The organism is Methylobacterium sp. AC832 (genome assembly GCF_979256025.1).
Genome location: NZ_CEEDMV010000003.1, coordinates 145,226 through 161,266 on the forward strand (window position 1 = coordinate 145,226; position 16,041 = coordinate 161,266).

The following is a 16,041-nucleotide window of genomic DNA, read 5'->3' on the forward strand; positions in this document are numbered from 1 at the left end:
AGATATCTCGAAGACATGTCTCTCAGCGCTTCTCACTGGCGTGGCGAGTGCGCACGGGAGCGTGCCTCATGGAAAAGACGAGGCTCCGGGTGCTCCTCGGTTCTTCCCAAACCTCATCGAAACGAACGGCCCGGGGATCGCAGTCTCGCGGAGGGCACGTCTCGATCCGAACTGATCCCTCGCCAAGACAAATGGAGCATTCAACCATGAGCACCGGACTGACATCCGCAGCAAAGCCTCTGGCGGGCTACACTTCCCCCGCCATCGAAGCCGCCGGAGGCGGCAAACTCCATCGCAGCATCAACTGGACGGGCGCGTTCTGGGTCGCGAGCGGCGTTCCCGCCCTCGTCCTGTTCTCGGTGGGCGGCATTGCCGGCAATACGGGCAAGCTTGCCTTCCTGATCTGGACGCTCTCCATGATCATGGGCTTCATCCAGTCCTTCACCTATGCGGAGATCGCCGGCCTGTTCCCGAACAAGTCGGGGGGCGCGTCGGTCTACGGGGCCGCGGCCTGGGTCCGCTACACCAAGCTGGTGGCGCCCCTCTCGGTCTGGTGCAACTGGTTCGCCTGGTCGCCGGTCCTGTCGCTGGGCTGTTCCATCGCGGCCTCCTACATCATCAACGCGGTGGCGCCGCAGCCGACGGCCACGTCGCCGGCCGTGGTGCAATGGCTCGCCACCAACGGTGCCGCCCTGCAGATGGCCGATGCCGACAAGGTGACGGCGGCCATCGCGGCCGTGGCGCCGGGCATCCGCAGCTGGACCCTGTTCACCACCACCCTCGGCCCGGTCTCGCTCTCCCTCAACCTGGCCTTCTTCATCGGCGCCGCCCTCATGCTCGCGGTCTTCGCCGTGCAGCACCGCGGTATCCTTGGAACGGCGAACGTCCAGAAGTATATCGGCCTCCTCGTCATCATCCCGATGTTCATCGTCGGCGTGGTCCCGCTGCTGATCCACGGCGTGAACTGGGAGAACTTCTCTCCGCTCGTCCCCCTCGCGGCGCCGGCCGCTCCCGCGCCGGGCGCCTGGAACATCACGGGCTGGACACTGGTCCTCGGCAGCATGTTCATCGCGGCCTGGTCGACCTACGGGTTCGAGACGGCGATCTGCTACACCAGCGAGTTCCGTGATCCCGCCAAGGATACGTTCAAGGCGATCTTCTATTCGGGCCTGCTCTGCCTCCTGCTGTTCACCATCGTGCCCTTCACCTTCCAAAGCATGCTCGGCGTCGAGGGGATGCTGGAGGCCTCCATCGTGGACGGGTCGGGTGTGGCGGCAGCACTCGCGCACATGGTCGGCGGCGGTCCCATCGTCGAGAACTTCCTCGTCATGCTGATGATCCTGGCCCTCGTGCTCTGCATCATGACGGCGATGGCGGGGTCCTCGCGCACCCTCTACCAGGGCTCGGCCGACGGTTGGCTGCCGCGCTACCTCAGCCATGTGAACGAGCACGGCGCGCCGACGCGGGCGATGTGGACCGATCTCGTCTTCAACCTCGCGATCCTGGCGATCGCCTGTGCCGACGCGACGAGCTTCTTCTTCATCCTGGCCGTGTCGAATTGCGGCTACATCATCTTCAACTTCCTCAACCTCAACTCGGCCTGGATCCACCGGATCGACTCGGCGCACATCCCGCGCCCCTACCGCGCACCGACTGTCATCCTGGTGCTCGGCGGCGTCTTCGCCTTCGTGAACGTGATCTTCATGGGCGCGGGCGCAAAGGTCTGGAACCCGGTCGCCCTCTGGGCCGGCCTGATCACCGCCGCCATGATCATCCCGGTCTTCTGCTACCGCCACTATGTCCAGGACGGCGGCAAGTTCCCGGCCGAGATGTACGAGGACCTGCATGTCGGCCCCGACGGTGCGGTGAGCCGCCGCCGGGCGGGAATCCTGCCCTACCTGACGCTGGCCGCTGGCGTCGTGGTGCTCCTCCTCTCGAACTGGTTCTTCCAGCTCTGATCGAACCGGGCTGCCGGGACCGTCGGCTCCGGCAGCCCGCGCGCGGGACGAGACAGAGCCCGCCCAATCAAAAAACGGAACGCTAGAGCTGCGCCCGACCACGTTGGGTCTGGGCACATCTCTAGGCCTTTGTTTTGCCGCGCTCTTTTTCGCCGAACCGGCATCCACTTCGGCGGAGAGCGCTCTAAGGGACAGCCGCCATGAGCTACAAAGACCTTCCCCGCCAGTCGGCCCTCAACGAACGCCACCTGGCCCTGGGCTCGTCACTCGACGCCGAGTGGAACGGGATGCCCATCCCCCAATCCTACCGCACCGACCGCTACGAGGAGACCACCATCGTCCGCTCGCGGGCGGGCCTGTTCGACGTCTCCGGCCTTCGCATCGTCAACGTCTCCGGTCCGGACGCGGAAGCGATGCTGAACGCGATGCTCACCAGCGACGTCGGCAAGATCGCGCAAGGTAAGTCGGCCATCAGCAACATCGTCGACGAGAACGGCTCCCTGATCGACGACGTGCTGGTCTACCGCGACGGGCCGCAGGCCTTCCGCGTCTCGCATGGCGGCGGCAGCCTCGAAGACGTTCTTCCCGAATTCACCGAAGGCCGCGCCGTGGAAGCGGCCCGCGACGACGACGTCCACATTCTGTCACTGCAGGGACCGCTGGCCCTCGCGATCCTCGCGCCGCAAACGCCCTTCGATCTGGCGACTCTGAAGTATTTCGAGCATGTCCGCACGACGCTGTTCGGCCGCGATGTGTCCCTGGCGCGGGGCGGCTACTCGGCCGAGCGCGGCTACGAGGTGTTCTGCGCCGCCAAGGACGCCGTCGCCCTCTGGGACGCGATCATGCAGGCGGGCGAACCCTTCGGCATCGTGGCGGCCTCCTGGGACTGCCTCGACATCGTGCGCGTGGAGGGCGGCCTGCTGTTCTTCCCCTTCGACATGCCGAAGCCCGACACCACGCCGTGGGAAATGGGCCTGGCCTGGACCGTCGACCTCGACAAGGCGGATTTTCGCGGCAAGGCCGCCCTGCTGGCGAGGAGGGGCACCGAGCGTTTCAGCCAGGTCGGCCTCGAGATCCTGCACCATGAGGCGGTGACGCCCGGCGCCAAGATCTTCAAGGATGGAATCGAGGTCGGCACCGTCAACAGCACCACCTACAGCCGCCACCTGATGAAGTCCCTCGGCCTCGCCCACCTGCCACCGGAGCTCTCCGCCCTCGGAACCGAGGTCGAGGTCCAAACCGAGACCGGCCCGCTGATCGCCAACGTGGTGCGGACGCCCTTCTACGACCCGATGCGCCTGCGCACCCATCCGGCCGACGAACGGACCGCCTGATACCAGACCGCGAGCCGGCGGCCTGCCGCCGGGCCCCGGTGAGACCGGCCTGCGGGTCGGCCTCACTGGGAAGCCGCGGAGCTATGCGGCCCGTGTCAGGCCGAGGGAAAGAACGGACTGAACTTCTTGATGAGATCCCGCTCCGACGTGACATCCACCTTGCGATAGATTCGGATCTTGCAGTTCTTGATCGTGCCCTTGCTGATCTTCAGAATCTGCGCGATGTCGCCCGTGGCCTGGCCTTTCATGGTCAGGGTCAGGATGTCCCGCTCCCGCGGCGTCAGGGCTGTCAGGATGTCCGCCGCAGCCTGATAACTGGCCAGATCGTCCTGCGCCGAGACTTTCGGACCCAGCATGAAGATCCGGCCGCCGGGCGCCAGGGCGAAGTCGCGATCGAAGGTCTCCGACGTGATCACATGATCCCGCGCGTGGACGGTCTGGATGGCGTCCGCGCGAGCCAGCGTCTCCAGCATCGGTTCGATGGAGACATCAGCCAGGACCGCCTGCTTCCAGGTCTCGTTGGCAAACACCTCCACGTCGTGGCGGTCTCGGATCAGGGTCGGGCGGTTGAGCAATCCCTCCGCCTGCTTCCCGTTCGTATAGCGCAGATTGCTGAAAAGGTGGCCGAGATGACTCCGGTGACATCCCTCTAGGGCCGGAAAGATCAGTTCCGCCCTACGGACATCCTCCTGCGAGAACTCCCCCCGCTCGCGTTCGAGGAACAAGCCGAAGCAGCAATGCCCCACCGTCGAGAAGAACATCCCCAATTCGTCGGAAATATTGGCGGCGGGGCGGAAGATCTTCGCATAGAGGATCGATTCTGGGCTGGTATGCCCGATCTCCGACAATGTCAGGATGCCCGGCTTGCCGAACGTCTTCCAATCGAGGGAGAACGGATCGATCCGAAGGCATTTCCTGTTGTAGAAATCCACGATCTCGCTTGGAACCCCGGTGGTGTAGAGCACGTCCGGCGGGGCCACACGCGAGTAACGGATGATCCATCCCGAATCGCTCTCGATGGAAAGAGCGAACAGGGACAGTAAGTTCCGGTGAAAAGACTCGGTTCCGATCGAAGCCGCGACCTCGCCGAACCGTCTGTACCATTCGGCGTCGGTCAACCCGATGCCACCGTTCCGAATCGGTTCGTCACTCATCCTAAAACGGTCATCTCGGAAACGGTGCCATCCACTGCATCTCACGCGCTCGTCGCGAGACGGCCGGCCTCGCTCATGCGCGCGTCCCGCACAGTATCGTCGGTAGCCCCACCACCCAAGGCCTTCTTTACCCCCCCGGTCCTTCGTCCACGGTCGTAAAGAGAGAATGCGAATGCAAGGTAATGGCACATTATCTGCTCGAAACGACCATTTGGCATGATCCTCGCAAACTCAGACGCCCTTCGTTTTCTCAATGCAGAGGCAGACCCGCATAGTAGTGCCAACAGTCACTATTGCATCGTCATTTCACCCCGGCATAAAATTTTCCCAAGAAGAATGGACGCGCGGGGCGATCCTCGCTGTCGGAGCGGATGGCTCAATCGGGGGCCGTCTCGCCTCACACGATGTTTCTCGGAGATCTCATCATGCGGAAACGGGTTGCGATCATCGGCGCGGGTCCGAGCGGATTAGCTCAGTTGCGGGCCTTCGAGTCCGCGCGACGCCGAGGCGAGGAGATCCCCGAACTCGTCTGTTTCGAGAAGCAATCCGATTGGGGCGGCCAGTGGAATTATTCCTGGCGCACCGGCCTCGACGGGAACGGCGAACCCGTCCACAGCAGCATGTATCGCTACCTCTGGTCGAACGGCCCGAAGGAATGCCTCGAATTCGCGGATTACTCCTTCGAGGAGCATTTTGGCCGCCCGATTCCGTCCTATCCACCGCGGGCGGTGCTGCACGATTACATCGCCGGCCGCGTCGAGCGCAGCGATGTTCGCAAGTATATCCGCTTCTGCACGCCCGTCCGCTGGGTCAGCTATTCGGAGGAAACCGGCAGGTTCACCGTGACGGCGAAGGATCTGATCGCCGATGAGCATCAGGTCGAAGAGTTCGATTACGTGGTCGTGGCCAACGGGCACTTCTCCGTGCCCAACGTCCCGAGTTTCGAGGGACTGGAGCAGTTCCCAGGCCGTGTGATGCATGCCCACGACTTCCGCGTCGCCGACGAGTTCGCCGGCAAGCATCTCCTGATGATCGGCGCAAGCTATTCCGCAGAAGATATTGGCACCCAGTGCATCAAGTACGGCGCGAAATCGATCACCTTCAGCTACCGCACCAAGCCGATGGGCTTCGATTGGCCCGAAGGCTTCGTGGAGAAACCGCTTCTGCTGAAACTCTCGGGGAAGGCAGCGCATTTCAAGGATGGCAGCACCAAGGAAGTGGATGCGATCATCCTGTGCACGGGCTATCAGCACACCTATCCGTTCCTGCCGGACGAGCTGCGCCTCAAGTCACACAATTGTCTGTATCCGACCGGGATCTACAAGGGTATCTTCTGGCAGTCGAACCCGAAGCTAATCTATATCGGGATGCAGGATCAGTATTACACCTTCAACATGTTCGATGCCCAGGCCTGGTATGCCCGCGACTACATGATGGGCAAGCTCACCCTGCCGGGCGCGGAAGAGCGGAACGCCGACATCACCAAGTGGCTGGCCTATCAGGACACGCTCACCAACCCGTTCGAGGCGATCGACTTTCAGACAGAGTATGTCCGCGAGCTCCTGGCGGCGACCGACTATCCTCCCCTCGACGTCGACAAAGTTGCCGAGCTGTTCAAGGAATGGGAGCACCACAAGATGGAGGGCATCCTCACCTATCGCGACAGATCCTACCGCTCGACCATCACCGGCACGCTCTCACCGGCCCATCACACCACATGGATGAAGGCGATGGACGACTCGCTCGATGCCTTTATGGGCCTGCCCCAAGCCGCGGAATGATCGCGTAACACTCTCGCGTCGGCCCGGCCGCATCGCGGCCAGTTCACCAGGGATCGCCGAATGAACCAGATCTGGATGCAGCCCGAGCCCGCGCGGGGAGTTGCGGCGCCCCGCACGCTCTCGTTCTCGGCGAGGGGTGGAGCCTCAGCCTTCTTCGAGGTCGAGGCCGGGGATCGTCTGCGCATCGTCGATCCGGAAGGGTGCCAGCCCGCCTTTCTCTATGCTCGCCCCGATGCGTTCGGAACGGCGGCCGCGGACGGGCGCGTCGCCTCGAACGTGGGGGATCTCTTGCGCCGGCGGGGCGAGGGGATGGGCGGAGAGGCGGAAAGCGCCGCCCTCGCGCGGCATGGCCTCGCAGCGTCCGATCTCGAAGCGCACGCTCTGTTTCACGGCGAGTCCAAACCGGGCTCGGCCTTCGAGGTGACGGCGGCGGCCGCCTCGGTCTGCGTGGTCATCGTCCCCGGCGGCCCGATGGCGCCGGACGCGCAGGATCCGCCGACCGATCTGCGGGTGGAGATCGAGCCTGCCACGTCCCTCGAGGGGAGGGCGCCGCCGCCCCTCGCTCCGCCCCTTCTCGACCTGCGCGTGAGGGCCGCGACGGCGGAGGCCTTCACGGTCAAGGCCGGTCAGTACATCCAGATCATCGACGTGGACGGGCGCCAATGTGCGGATTTCCTCGCCTTCGATGCCGTCGCCCTCGAAGCGGGTGACGAATACGGCCTCGACGCCACCACCACGCATACCCTGATGGGATCGACGGCGCCGAAACCCGGCCTGCTGTCGAAGTATTTCGACGCGCGCATGGTCCCCCTGGTCGAGATCGTGCAGGACACGGTCGGGCGCCACGATACGTTCATGCTCGCCTGCTCGGCCAAGTATTACGAGGATATGGGGTATCCCGGTCATTCGAACTGCACCGACAACTTCAATGCTGTCCTGCGACCGCATGGGGTTCAGCCGAAGAAGGGTTGGCCGGCGATCAATTTCTTCTACAACACCGTCGCCGGGCCGGACGATAAGATCACCATGGACGAGCCCTGGTCACGCCCGGGCGATTACGTTCTGTTGCGGGCGCTGACCGACCTCGTCTGCGCCACCTCGTCCTGCGCCGACGACATCGATCCCGCCAATGGCTGGTGCCCCACCGACATCCACGTCCGGGTCTATGATTCTGAAAGCGCCTTCTCCAAGGGTATGAGCCACCGCATGACCCCCGATGCCGAACCGCGCCTCACCCGCGAATCCGGGTTTCACCCACGCACCGCCGCCTTGACACGGAAGATGGAAGATTATCGCGGGTTCTGGGTGCCGACCTGCTTCAACGCGGCGGGCCCGCTGGAGGAATACTGGGCCTGCCGCGAGCGGGCCACGATCATGGACCTCTCGGTGCTGCGCAAGTTCGAGGTGATCGGGCCCGATGCCGAGGACCTGATGCAGTTGGCGGTGACCCGCAACGTGCGCAAGCTCGCCGTCAACCAGATCGTCTATACCGCCATGTGCAACCCGCATGGCGGGATGATCGACGACGGCACGCTGTTCCGTCTCGGCCAGAACAATTTCCGCTGGATCTGCGGGGACGAATATTCCGGCATCTGGCTGCGTAGGCTCGCCGAGGACCACAAGCTGAAGGTCTGGGTGAAGAGCTCCACCGACCAGCTCCACAACGTCTCCGTCCAGGGGCCGAGATCGCGGGCGATCCTGTCCGGCCTCGTGGTCAGCCCGCCCCAGGAACCCACGATCGACGAGTTGAAATGGTTTCGCTTCACCGTCGGGCGCATCGACGGCGTGCCGGTCCTGGTGTCGCGGACCGGTTATACCGGCGAGCTCGGCTACGAGGTCTGGTGCCATCCGAGCCGGGCGACCGACCTCTGGGACGCGATCATGCGAGCCGGTGAGCCGCATGGCCTCACACCGATGGGGCTCGCCGCCCTCGATATGCTCCGGATCGAGGCCGGCCTCGTCTTCGCCGGATACGATTTCTGCGACCAGACCGACCCGTTCGAAGCGGGCATCGGCTTCACGGTGCCCAAGGACAAGCCGGACGCCTCTATCGGATCGGAGGCGATAGAACGGCGGCGGGACAACCCGCACAAGCGGATGGTCGGCCTCGACGTCACGGGCAACGAGCCCGTCGCGCATGGCGATCCCGTCTATGACGGCCGGACGCAGATTGGGATCGTCACCAGCGCCACGAAGTCACCGGTCCTCGGCAAGACTATCGCCTTGGCGCGCCTCGACGTCTCGGCGGCAGCCCTCGGCCGGTCGGTGGAGATCGGCAAGCTCGACGGCCATCAGAAGCGGCTTTCCGCGACCATCGTGGCGTTTCCCCATTTCGATCCCAAGAAGACCCGCGTCCGGGCGGAATCGCCCGCACACGGCGATCAGGGACAGGCCAGCCTCGCCGGGCCCTCACCGGAGAGCGTCGCAACGGCTGGAATCCCGGCTTAACGTGCCTCACGAAACTCCCGATCACGGTTGGTTCTCGCTCCGAGCATGACGGCGCAGCGGGAGTTTCGTGAGAGGCACTCAGGAAAGGCGCGCGAGATTGCGGCGAGGCTTTCCCGCCAACGCCACTTCAGCAAAAAATGGCAATAGAACCAATCGCAAGACGTCGAATCTCACCGAGACACGAAAGGAGCGCGCGAACTCCGCACTCCGTCTTCGCTAGACTACTCACTAAAATCTACTCCGTGCACTCCAGAGTCCTTTCCGAGGATACGGAGATATAAAGCAGGCTATTGTTAGAACTTTTGTTAACCTGTCGATTGGATATTCCCGCGGAGCATATCCTCCAGGCGGAACCGATCCTGCAATGGCCACACTCTCCTTCAAGGCCGCAATGGCCGGCAGCGCGTCGCTGGCGGCGATCTTCGCCGTCGGAACGGTCTTCCTGACCGGGCAGATCGGCGACTCGTTCGCCATCCAGGCCGAGGCGCTGCAGCGGGAGACCCTGTCGAACGAGGCGCGCGCCGTGCGCGGTCGCCTGGACGAGCTCGCCCAGGTCGCCAAGAACATCGCCTTGGTCGCCAGTGCCATGCGGAGCAACGGCGTCGAGGATCGCGCAACTTATGATGCGGCACTCAAGCGGCTGCTGGAGGAGAACCCCGCTATCCTCGGCACGTGGACCGGGTGGGAGGCAAACGCCCTCGATGCGCGCGACACCGAGTTCGCCGGTGGTTCCACCTCCGACGCCACCGGGCGCTTCCTGCCGTACTGGAACCGTGGAAGCGGCGCCATCGTGCGCGAAGTGCTGACCGGCTACGAGGACCCCGTGGAAGGGGCCTATTATCAGCAGCCCAAATCACTGAACCGGCCCGCCGCCATCGAACCGTACATCTACCCCGTGGCGGGAAAGGACACGATGATCATGTCCTTCGGGGCACCGATCACGGTGGACGGCAAGTTCTTCGGCGTCGGAGGGATCGACATCAATCTGACTGCGATGAGCCAGGCCGTGGCTTCGGTCCGGCCCTTCGGCACCGGCTACGTCACCCTCGTCTCCGCTCAGGGCGGAGCCGTGGCGTATCCGGATGCGAAGGCCGTCGGTAAATCCCTCGACAAGCTGGATCCCGCGGCTGCCATGGCGGCGCGACGGGCGATCGAGACCGGGGAGCGCGTGCAGGAGGTCGTGACCGGGCCCGATTCCCGATCCTGGCGCTACATGGCCGAGCCGATCCAGGCCGGGGCGACGAAGGATCGCTGGGCGATCGTCACCGCCGTTCCCGTGGCGACGCTGACGGCTGCGGCCGACAGGGCGCAATGGATCCTCATCGGCATCTCGGCCCTGTGCGTCCTGGCGAGCTCCGCCATTCTCTTCGCCCTCATCCGGCGTCTCGTCGGCGTGCCGATCCGGGCGCTCGGCACCACCATCGGCGACATGGCCGCGGGCGATTACAATGCGCCCGTGCCGCAGGCGGACCGCCGGGACGAAGTGGGGCTCGTGGGCAAGGCCGTCGTCGGGCTGCGCGATTCCCTGCGGCAGAGCGCGGAGGCGGAGGAGCACCGCAAGGAAGCGGCCCGGTTGATGGCGGACGAGCAGCGCCGGGCCGGCACGCGGGGCCTGGCCGATGGGTTCGAGAACGCCGTGGGCGGCATCGTCGGCCTCGTCGCCTCGGCCGCCACAGAATTGCAGGCCACCGCGCGCGAGATGGCCGACACCGCCGCCCGCACGGCCGGCCAGTCCGACACGGTCGCCAACGCGGCCCGTGACGCGGCGGCGAACGTGACCGCCGTCGCGACGGCGGTCGAGGAACTGGGGAGCTCCGTTCAGGAGATCGCCCGGCAGGTGAGCGGTTCGAGCCAATTGGCGCAGGAGGCCGTCGACGAAGCCTTGCAGACCTTCGGTTTCGTGGAGGCCCTGAGCGGGGCAGTGGCGAAGATCGGCGACATGGTGACGATGATCAACGCCATCGCCGCGCAAACCAACCTGCTCGCCCTCAACGCGACCATCGAGGCGGCGCGCGCCGGCGATGCCGGCCGCGGATTCGCCGTGGTCGCCTCGGAGGTCAAGGAACTCGCCAATCAGACCGCGCGCGTCACCCAGGACATCGCGGGCCAGATCGCCGTGATCCAGGGCTCCACCGACCAGGCCGTGACGGCGATAGGCACCATCACCAACCGCATCAAGGAGATCAGCACGGTGGCGACCACGATCGCGGTGGCCGTGGAGCAGCAGGGTGCGGCGACGCAGGAGATCGTCCGCAACGTCTCCCTGGCGGCTGTCGGCACCGGTGAGGTGACCTCGAACGTTACGGGTGTGGCCGATGCCGCCGTGCATACCGGCGCCGCGGCGGATCAGGTGCTGATCTCGGCATCGGAACTGTCACGCCAGTCGGAACATCTCGGTTCCGAAGTACGGCAATTCCTGGCCAATGTCCGGGCCGCATAAATCCCTTGTGAAGGACTGCCGTCTCACCCGTTCACGGGTGGACGGCAGTCCTGTCGATCGACACGACACGGCGATCCGGGCTTCGGACCGCCTTCGATAGGGTCTACTGATACCCTTTGGGGAATGGGTCCGGCTTGATCAGTTCGGGGCTCGTATAGACGATCTCGAACTGGCCATCGGCCTTGGCCTTGCCGACGCGGGTCTTGGACCAGAGGTGGTGGTTCGGATCGACGCGCACATAGCCTTCCGGCGCGTCCTTGAATTCCAGGCCCGGGGACGCCGCGACCACTTTGTCGACATCGAACGAGCCAGCCTTCTCGCAGGCCATCTTCCACAGGAACGGGCCGAGATAGGCGGCCTGGGTCACGTCGCCGATGACGGTCTTCTCGCCCCACATCTTGTGAAAGGCGCCGACGAAGGCCTTGTTGTTCTCGTTATCGATGGACTGGAAGTACTTCATGCAGGAATAGGCGCCCGCGATGTTGTCGCCGCCGATGCCCTCGACCTCGTCCTCCGTGACGGACAGGGTGAGCAGGGTCTGTTTCGACAGGTCGATGCCGGAGGCCTTGAGTTGCTTGTAGAACGCCACGTTCGAGCCGCCGACGACGGTGACGAAAATCACCTTCGGCTTGGTGAGCTTGATCTTGTTGATCACCGAGTTGAACTGGGTGTGGCCGAAGGGGAAGTACTCCTCGCCGACGACCTTTCCTTTAAGCACGCTCTCGATATGCTTGCGGGCGATCTTGTTCGAGGTGCGCGGCCAGATGTAATCCGAGCCGATGAAGAAGAAGCTGTCGCCGCCTTTCTCCTTGTGGACCCAGTCGAGGCTGGCCAGGATCTGCTGCGTCGCCTCTTGCCCAGTATAGATGACGTTCTTGGACTGCTCCAATCCCTCGTAGAAAGTCGGGTAGTAGAGCAGGCCGTTATACTGCTCGATCACCGGCAGCGCCGCCTTGCGCGAAGCCGAGGTGAAGCAGCCGAAGATCGCCGCGCAATGGTCGTTGACGAGGAGCTTCTTGGCCTTTTCGGCGAAGGTCGGCCAGTCGGAAGCGCCGTCCTCCTGGATCACCTTGATCTTGCGGCCGAGGATGCCGCCGGAGGCGTTGATCTGCTCAAAGGCGAGCTTTTCGGCCTGCGTGGCACCGGTCTCGGAGATCGCCATCGTGCCGGTGACGGAGTGGAGGATGCCGACGGTCACTTCGGTGTCGGTGACGGCGAGGCCCGTGGTGTTCACGGTATCGGCCGCAAAGACGGACGAGCTTCTCGTAGCGGCAATGAAGGGGGCTGCTGCCAGGCCGAGTAACAACCGGCGACGAAGCTGAAGATAAGCGGTGCCTTCGTCTTTCGACGCCATCGGTTCGTTCCCCACTTTTCATTGCGGAGGACATGCCTTTGTCCACCCACGGTTGCTCCCTGGAGCAGGATCACTCCAACTCAACCGAGGCACACTGTCGGTAAGAAACTTCGTTTCTTAAAGGGTAAATTGGCTGCATGGTGCATCATTGCTGGGCAGGCTGAGCGTCTTTCCTTCACGACCGCTGAGCGGAGCCCGCGCCCGCCGATCCAGTCCAGTCCAGTACCGTATTCACTTGCGACGGCGCGCAGGGGCGCAGCCGAACAGCGCGGCGAAAGCGACCGCGAAGACCGCATCCATGCCCGTCGACAGGGCGCCCCCGTTGGGCGCGAGGACCCGCACGGCCAATCCGGCGGCGTTGGGCAGCGGGCTCGCCCCGCACAGGCACCCCACCGCGTCGGCGGCGCCCTGCAGCGCGGCGATGTCGGGATGGCCCTCGACGCTCCCGAGGATCACCATCGAACCATAGGCCGCGTAGGCGCCCATGGGGGAGGCGGGGCTTGCCAGGGTCGCGCCGTCGAGGGTGGAGCGCTCGTTGACGAGGATGCGTCCATCCTCGGTTTCGACCCGGAGGGACAGGGCGATCCGGGAGAAGGGCCGGCCCATGCCGGTCGGATCGTGACTGGCGAAGCCTTCGCTCACGATGGCGCGGGCATCCGGGCCGACGACGATGCGGGTGTCGAGATCCAGCGCCGAGCCGGGAAACAGGATCATCGGATCGGGATGCAGCGCCAGGCTCGCGTCGCTGGCGATGGCCAGACGCGTGTCCTGGCGTGCCGCGAAGGCGCCGGTGTCATGCACGACGGTGGCCGATTGCGTGGTCACATGGGCCCGGCTTCCGGCCTTCGCCGTGATGTCGAGGCCCAGGCGGTCGGCCCGGTAGAGGCCGCCGGAGGCGGATTGGAGATACAGCGTCGCGATGTCGGGATGGTCCGGATACAACCGGAACGGCCGGGTGATGTGAAACGGATAGGGCACGACCTGTCGCGACAGCACCGTGGTGCCGCCGCCGCGCACGAAGACGAGGCGCGCCTGAGAATGGCGTGAGCGGCCCGCTCCCTCCGGCGAGGCGCCCCGGACCTCCTCTCCCACGTCACTCAAGGCGCGAAGAGCACGGCGCGGCAGATCGCATCCGCCACGGCGTCGATTCCGCCACCCGAGCGTGCATTGGTGGCGATCATCGCCTTGCCGCCGCGCACGGCAGTGGCCTCGCTGAGCATGGCGGGGAGGTCTATCCCCACATGGGGGGCGAGATCGGTTTTGTTCACCACGAGAAGGTCGCAACGCAGCACGCCGGGGCCACGCTTCCTCGGGATATCGTCGCCCCCCGCCACGTCGATGACGAAGATCCACCAATCCACCAGATCGAGGGAGAAAGTGGAGGCGAGGTTGTCGCCGCCGGATTCGAAGATCAGGAGGTCGAGGCCGGGAAAGGCCGCCTCCAGGGCGTCGCCGGCGGCGATGTTGAGGGTCGGATCCTCGCGGATCACCGTGTGCGGGCAGGCGCCGGCCTCCACGGCCGAGACCCGGGCCGGGTCGATCAGCCCGGACCGGCGCAGGCGCTCCGCGTCCTCCTTGGTGACGAGGTCATTGGTGACGACGGCTAGATCGACGCCGCGCCCCACCAGGACCGGGATCAGACGCTCGATCAACGCCGTCTTCCCCGAGCCGACCGGTCCGCCGATGCCGATCCGCGCGGCACTGGCGCGGGTGGGAGATGGAGTGAGAGTCATTGCGGTATTGAGCATCAGCGCAGCATGTAGCGTTGGGCGAGGGGGAGGACCTTGGCCGGTTCACAGGTCGCGATGGCCCCGTCGACGAAGACGTCGAAGGTCTGGGGATCGACGCGGATTTCGGGGCAGGCGTCGTTCCAGAGCATGTCGGCCTTGCTGAGCGTCCGGGTGCCGTGGGCCGGCAGCAGGGCCTTGCGCAGGCCGAGCTCGTCGCGCAGGCCGCGCTCGATCGCCAGCGGATGGACGAAACAGGCCGAGAGCCCCTGCTTGGCGAGGCCGAACGCGCCCCATTGCGGGCGCAGCAGCATCGGTTCGCAGGTCATCAGCGAGGCGGCGGAATCGCCCATGGCGCCCCAGGCGATGAAGCCGCCCTTGATGACGAGTTCGGGCTTGATGCCGAAGAAGGCGGGCCGCCACAGAACGATGTCGGCCATCTTGCCTTCTTCGAGAGAGCCGATGTGATCGGCAATGCCGAAGGTGCGCGCCGCATTGATCGTGTATTTGGCGATGTAGCGCTTGATCCGGGCATTGTCGCCGAAGCCGGCCCGGTCCTCGGGCAGGCTGCCACGCTGGTCCTTCATCTTGGAGGCGAGCTGCCAGGTCCGGCAGATCACCTCGTGGATGCGGCCCATGCCCTGGCTGTCGGAGCCGAGCATCGAGATCGCGCCGATATCGTGCAGCACGTCCTCGGCGGCGATGGTCTGGGCGCGGATCCGGCTCTCGGCAAAGGCCACGTCCTCCGGCAAGGCGGGGTTGAGGTGGTGGCACACCATCGTCATGTCGAGGTGCTCGTCGAACGTGTTCACCGTGTAGGGATTGGTGGGGTTCGTCGAGGAGGGCAGGCAATGGGGCAGGCCGGCGACGCGGATGATGTCCGGCGCGTGCCCGCCGCCGGCCCCTTCCGTGTGATACATGTGGATCACCCGGCCGCCGATGGCGGCGAGCGTGTCCTCCACGAAGCCGGATTCGTTGAGCGTGTCGGTGTGAAGCTGGACCTGGAAATCGTGCTCGTCGGCGAATCCCAGGCAGGCATCGATGGCCGAGGGCATCGCCCCCCAATCCTCGTGGATCTTCAGGCCGAGCACACCGGTCTCCAACTGCTCCTTGAGGGCCGCCGGCTTGTGGGTGTTGCCACGGCCGAGGAAGCCGAAATTCACCGGCCAATGCTCGGCCGCCTGGAGCATCTTGCCCGTGTTGAACGGGCCACCGGAATCGATGCCCACGGTGATCGGCCCGAGCGAGCCGCCGAGCAGCGTGGTGATGCCCGACGCGATGGCGTGGTCAGGCAAGCCCGCGGAATCGAAATGGACATGGACGTCGATGGCGCCCGGCGTCGCGATCAGCCCCTCGCAATCGCGCACCGTGGTGCCGGCGGACACGATGAGCCGGGGATCGACCCCGTCCATGATCGCCGGGTTGCCGGCCTTGCCGATGCCGACGATCTTGCCGTGGCGGATGCCGAGATCGCCCTTCACGATGCCGAGCACGGGATCGATGACGAGGACGTTGCAGAGCAGGAAATCGAGGGCACCCTCGGCCGAGGTGATGCCCGGCGCCATGCCGATCCCGTCGCGCAGGGTCTTGCCGCCGCCATGCAGGCATTCGTCGCCGTAGACGGCGTAATCCTTCTCCACGACGGCGACGAGGGAGGTGTCGGCGAGGCGCACGCCGTCCCCCATGGTGGGGCCGTAGAGGGCGGCGTAGTCGCGGCGGGGGATCGTCACCATGATCGTCTCCTTGATACCAAGCGGCACTGATCTTGACCGCTGGCCGGGATCAGTGCGTTCGGCGGACGCCCGCCGCCGCGCCGTCGCGCGGGCAGACGACGACGAGGTCTCC

10 protein-coding genes are annotated in these 16,041 nt (G+C 65.2%); 5 read left to right on the forward strand and 5 right to left on the reverse strand.

Annotated features, from left to right (window positions below):
• Positions 1-206: 206 nt before the first annotated feature.
• A complete protein-coding gene (locus AC0IXR_RS12285; RefSeq protein ID WP_471760879.1) occupies positions 207-1,958 on the forward strand; it encodes an APC family permease in 1,752 nt (583 codons plus the stop codon).
• Positions 1,959-2,158: 200 nt separating this feature from the next.
• Positions 2,159-3,292, forward strand: coding sequence for an aminomethyl transferase family protein (locus AC0IXR_RS12290; RefSeq protein WP_471760880.1), 1,134 nt, complete (start codon positions 2,159-2,161; stop codon positions 3,290-3,292).
• Between the two features lie 95 nt (positions 3,293-3,387).
• Here the strand turns inward: AC0IXR_RS12290 and AC0IXR_RS12295 are convergent, their stop codons facing one another.
• Positions 3,388-4,446 carry a helix-turn-helix transcriptional regulator gene (locus AC0IXR_RS12295; RefSeq protein WP_471760881.1) on the reverse strand — a complete coding sequence of 353 codons (1,059 nt, stop codon included), beginning with the start codon at positions 4,444-4,446 and terminating at the stop codon, positions 3,388-3,390.
• Between the two features lie 425 nt (positions 4,447-4,871).
• On the opposite strand from AC0IXR_RS12295, the gene AC0IXR_RS12300 reads away from it, so the two are divergent.
• The 3 genes from AC0IXR_RS12300 (at position 4,872) to AC0IXR_RS12310 (ending at position 11,115) form a co-directional block, all read left to right on the forward strand.
• Positions 4,872-6,227, forward strand: a complete 1,356-nt coding sequence (locus AC0IXR_RS12300; RefSeq protein ID WP_471760882.1) for an NAD(P)-binding domain-containing protein — start codon at positions 4,872-4,874, stop codon at positions 6,225-6,227.
• A 60-nt stretch (positions 6,228-6,287) separates the two neighbouring features.
• Positions 6,288-8,675 (forward strand): DUF1989 domain-containing protein, encoded by a 2,388-nt coding sequence (locus tag AC0IXR_RS12305; protein ID WP_471760883.1) that lies wholly within the window; start codon positions 6,288-6,290, stop codon positions 8,673-8,675.
• Between the two features lie 364 nt (positions 8,676-9,039).
• Complete coding sequence (locus AC0IXR_RS12310; RefSeq protein WP_471760884.1) at positions 9,040-11,115, forward strand: methyl-accepting chemotaxis protein; 2,076 nt, start codon at positions 9,040-9,042, stop codon at positions 11,113-11,115.
• A gap of 103 nt (positions 11,116-11,218) precedes the next feature.
• Here the strand turns inward: AC0IXR_RS12310 and urtA are convergent, their stop codons facing one another.
• The 4 genes from urtA to ureC form a co-directional block, all read right to left on the reverse strand.
• Entirely contained in the window at positions 11,219-12,469 is a 1,251-nt protein-coding gene (gene urtA, locus AC0IXR_RS12315; protein ID WP_471760885.1) for an urea ABC transporter substrate-binding protein, read from the reverse strand.
• A gap of 231 nt (positions 12,470-12,700) precedes the next feature.
• Positions 12,701-13,561 (reverse strand): urease accessory protein UreD, encoded by an 861-nt coding sequence (locus AC0IXR_RS12320; protein ID WP_471761286.1) that lies wholly within the window; start codon positions 13,559-13,561, stop codon positions 12,701-12,703.
• 5 nt (positions 13,562-13,566) lie between these two features.
• Entirely contained in the window at positions 13,567-14,202 is a 636-nt protein-coding gene (gene ureG, locus AC0IXR_RS12325) for an urease accessory protein UreG (RefSeq protein ID WP_471761287.1), read from the reverse strand.
• A 14-nt stretch (positions 14,203-14,216) separates the two neighbouring features.
• Positions 14,217-15,929 carry an urease subunit alpha gene (gene ureC / locus AC0IXR_RS12330; RefSeq protein ID WP_471760886.1) on the reverse strand — a complete coding sequence of 571 codons (1,713 nt, stop codon included), beginning with the start codon at positions 15,927-15,929 and terminating at the stop codon, positions 14,217-14,219.
• Between the last annotated feature and the right edge of the window lie 112 nt (positions 15,930-16,041).

Coding starts and splice junctions, on each gene's coding strand:
- AC0IXR_RS12285 (WP_471760879.1), top strand. CDS start 207: ATGAGCACCGGACTGACATCCGCAGCAAAGCCTCTGGCGGGCTACACT.
- AC0IXR_RS12290 (WP_471760880.1), top strand. CDS start 2,159: ATGAGCTACAAAGACCTTCCCCGCCAGTCGGCCCTCAACGAACGCCAC.
- AC0IXR_RS12295 (WP_471760881.1), bottom strand. CDS start 4,446: ATGAGTGACGAACCGATTCGGAACGGTGGCATCGGGTTGACCGACGCC.
- AC0IXR_RS12300 (WP_471760882.1), top strand. CDS start 4,872: ATGCGGAAACGGGTTGCGATCATCGGCGCGGGTCCGAGCGGATTAGCT.
- AC0IXR_RS12305 (WP_471760883.1), top strand. CDS start 6,288: ATGAACCAGATCTGGATGCAGCCCGAGCCCGCGCGGGGAGTTGCGGCG.
- AC0IXR_RS12310 (WP_471760884.1), top strand. CDS start 9,040: ATGGCCACACTCTCCTTCAAGGCCGCAATGGCCGGCAGCGCGTCGCTG.
- urtA (WP_471760885.1), bottom strand. CDS start 12,469: ATGGCGTCGAAAGACGAAGGCACCGCTTATCTTCAGCTTCGTCGCCGG.
- ureG (WP_471761287.1), bottom strand. CDS start 14,202: ATGACTCTCACTCCATCTCCCACCCGCGCCAGTGCCGCGCGGATCGGC.
- ureC (WP_471760886.1), bottom strand. CDS start 15,929: ATGGTGACGATCCCCCGCCGCGACTACGCCGCCCTCTACGGCCCCACC.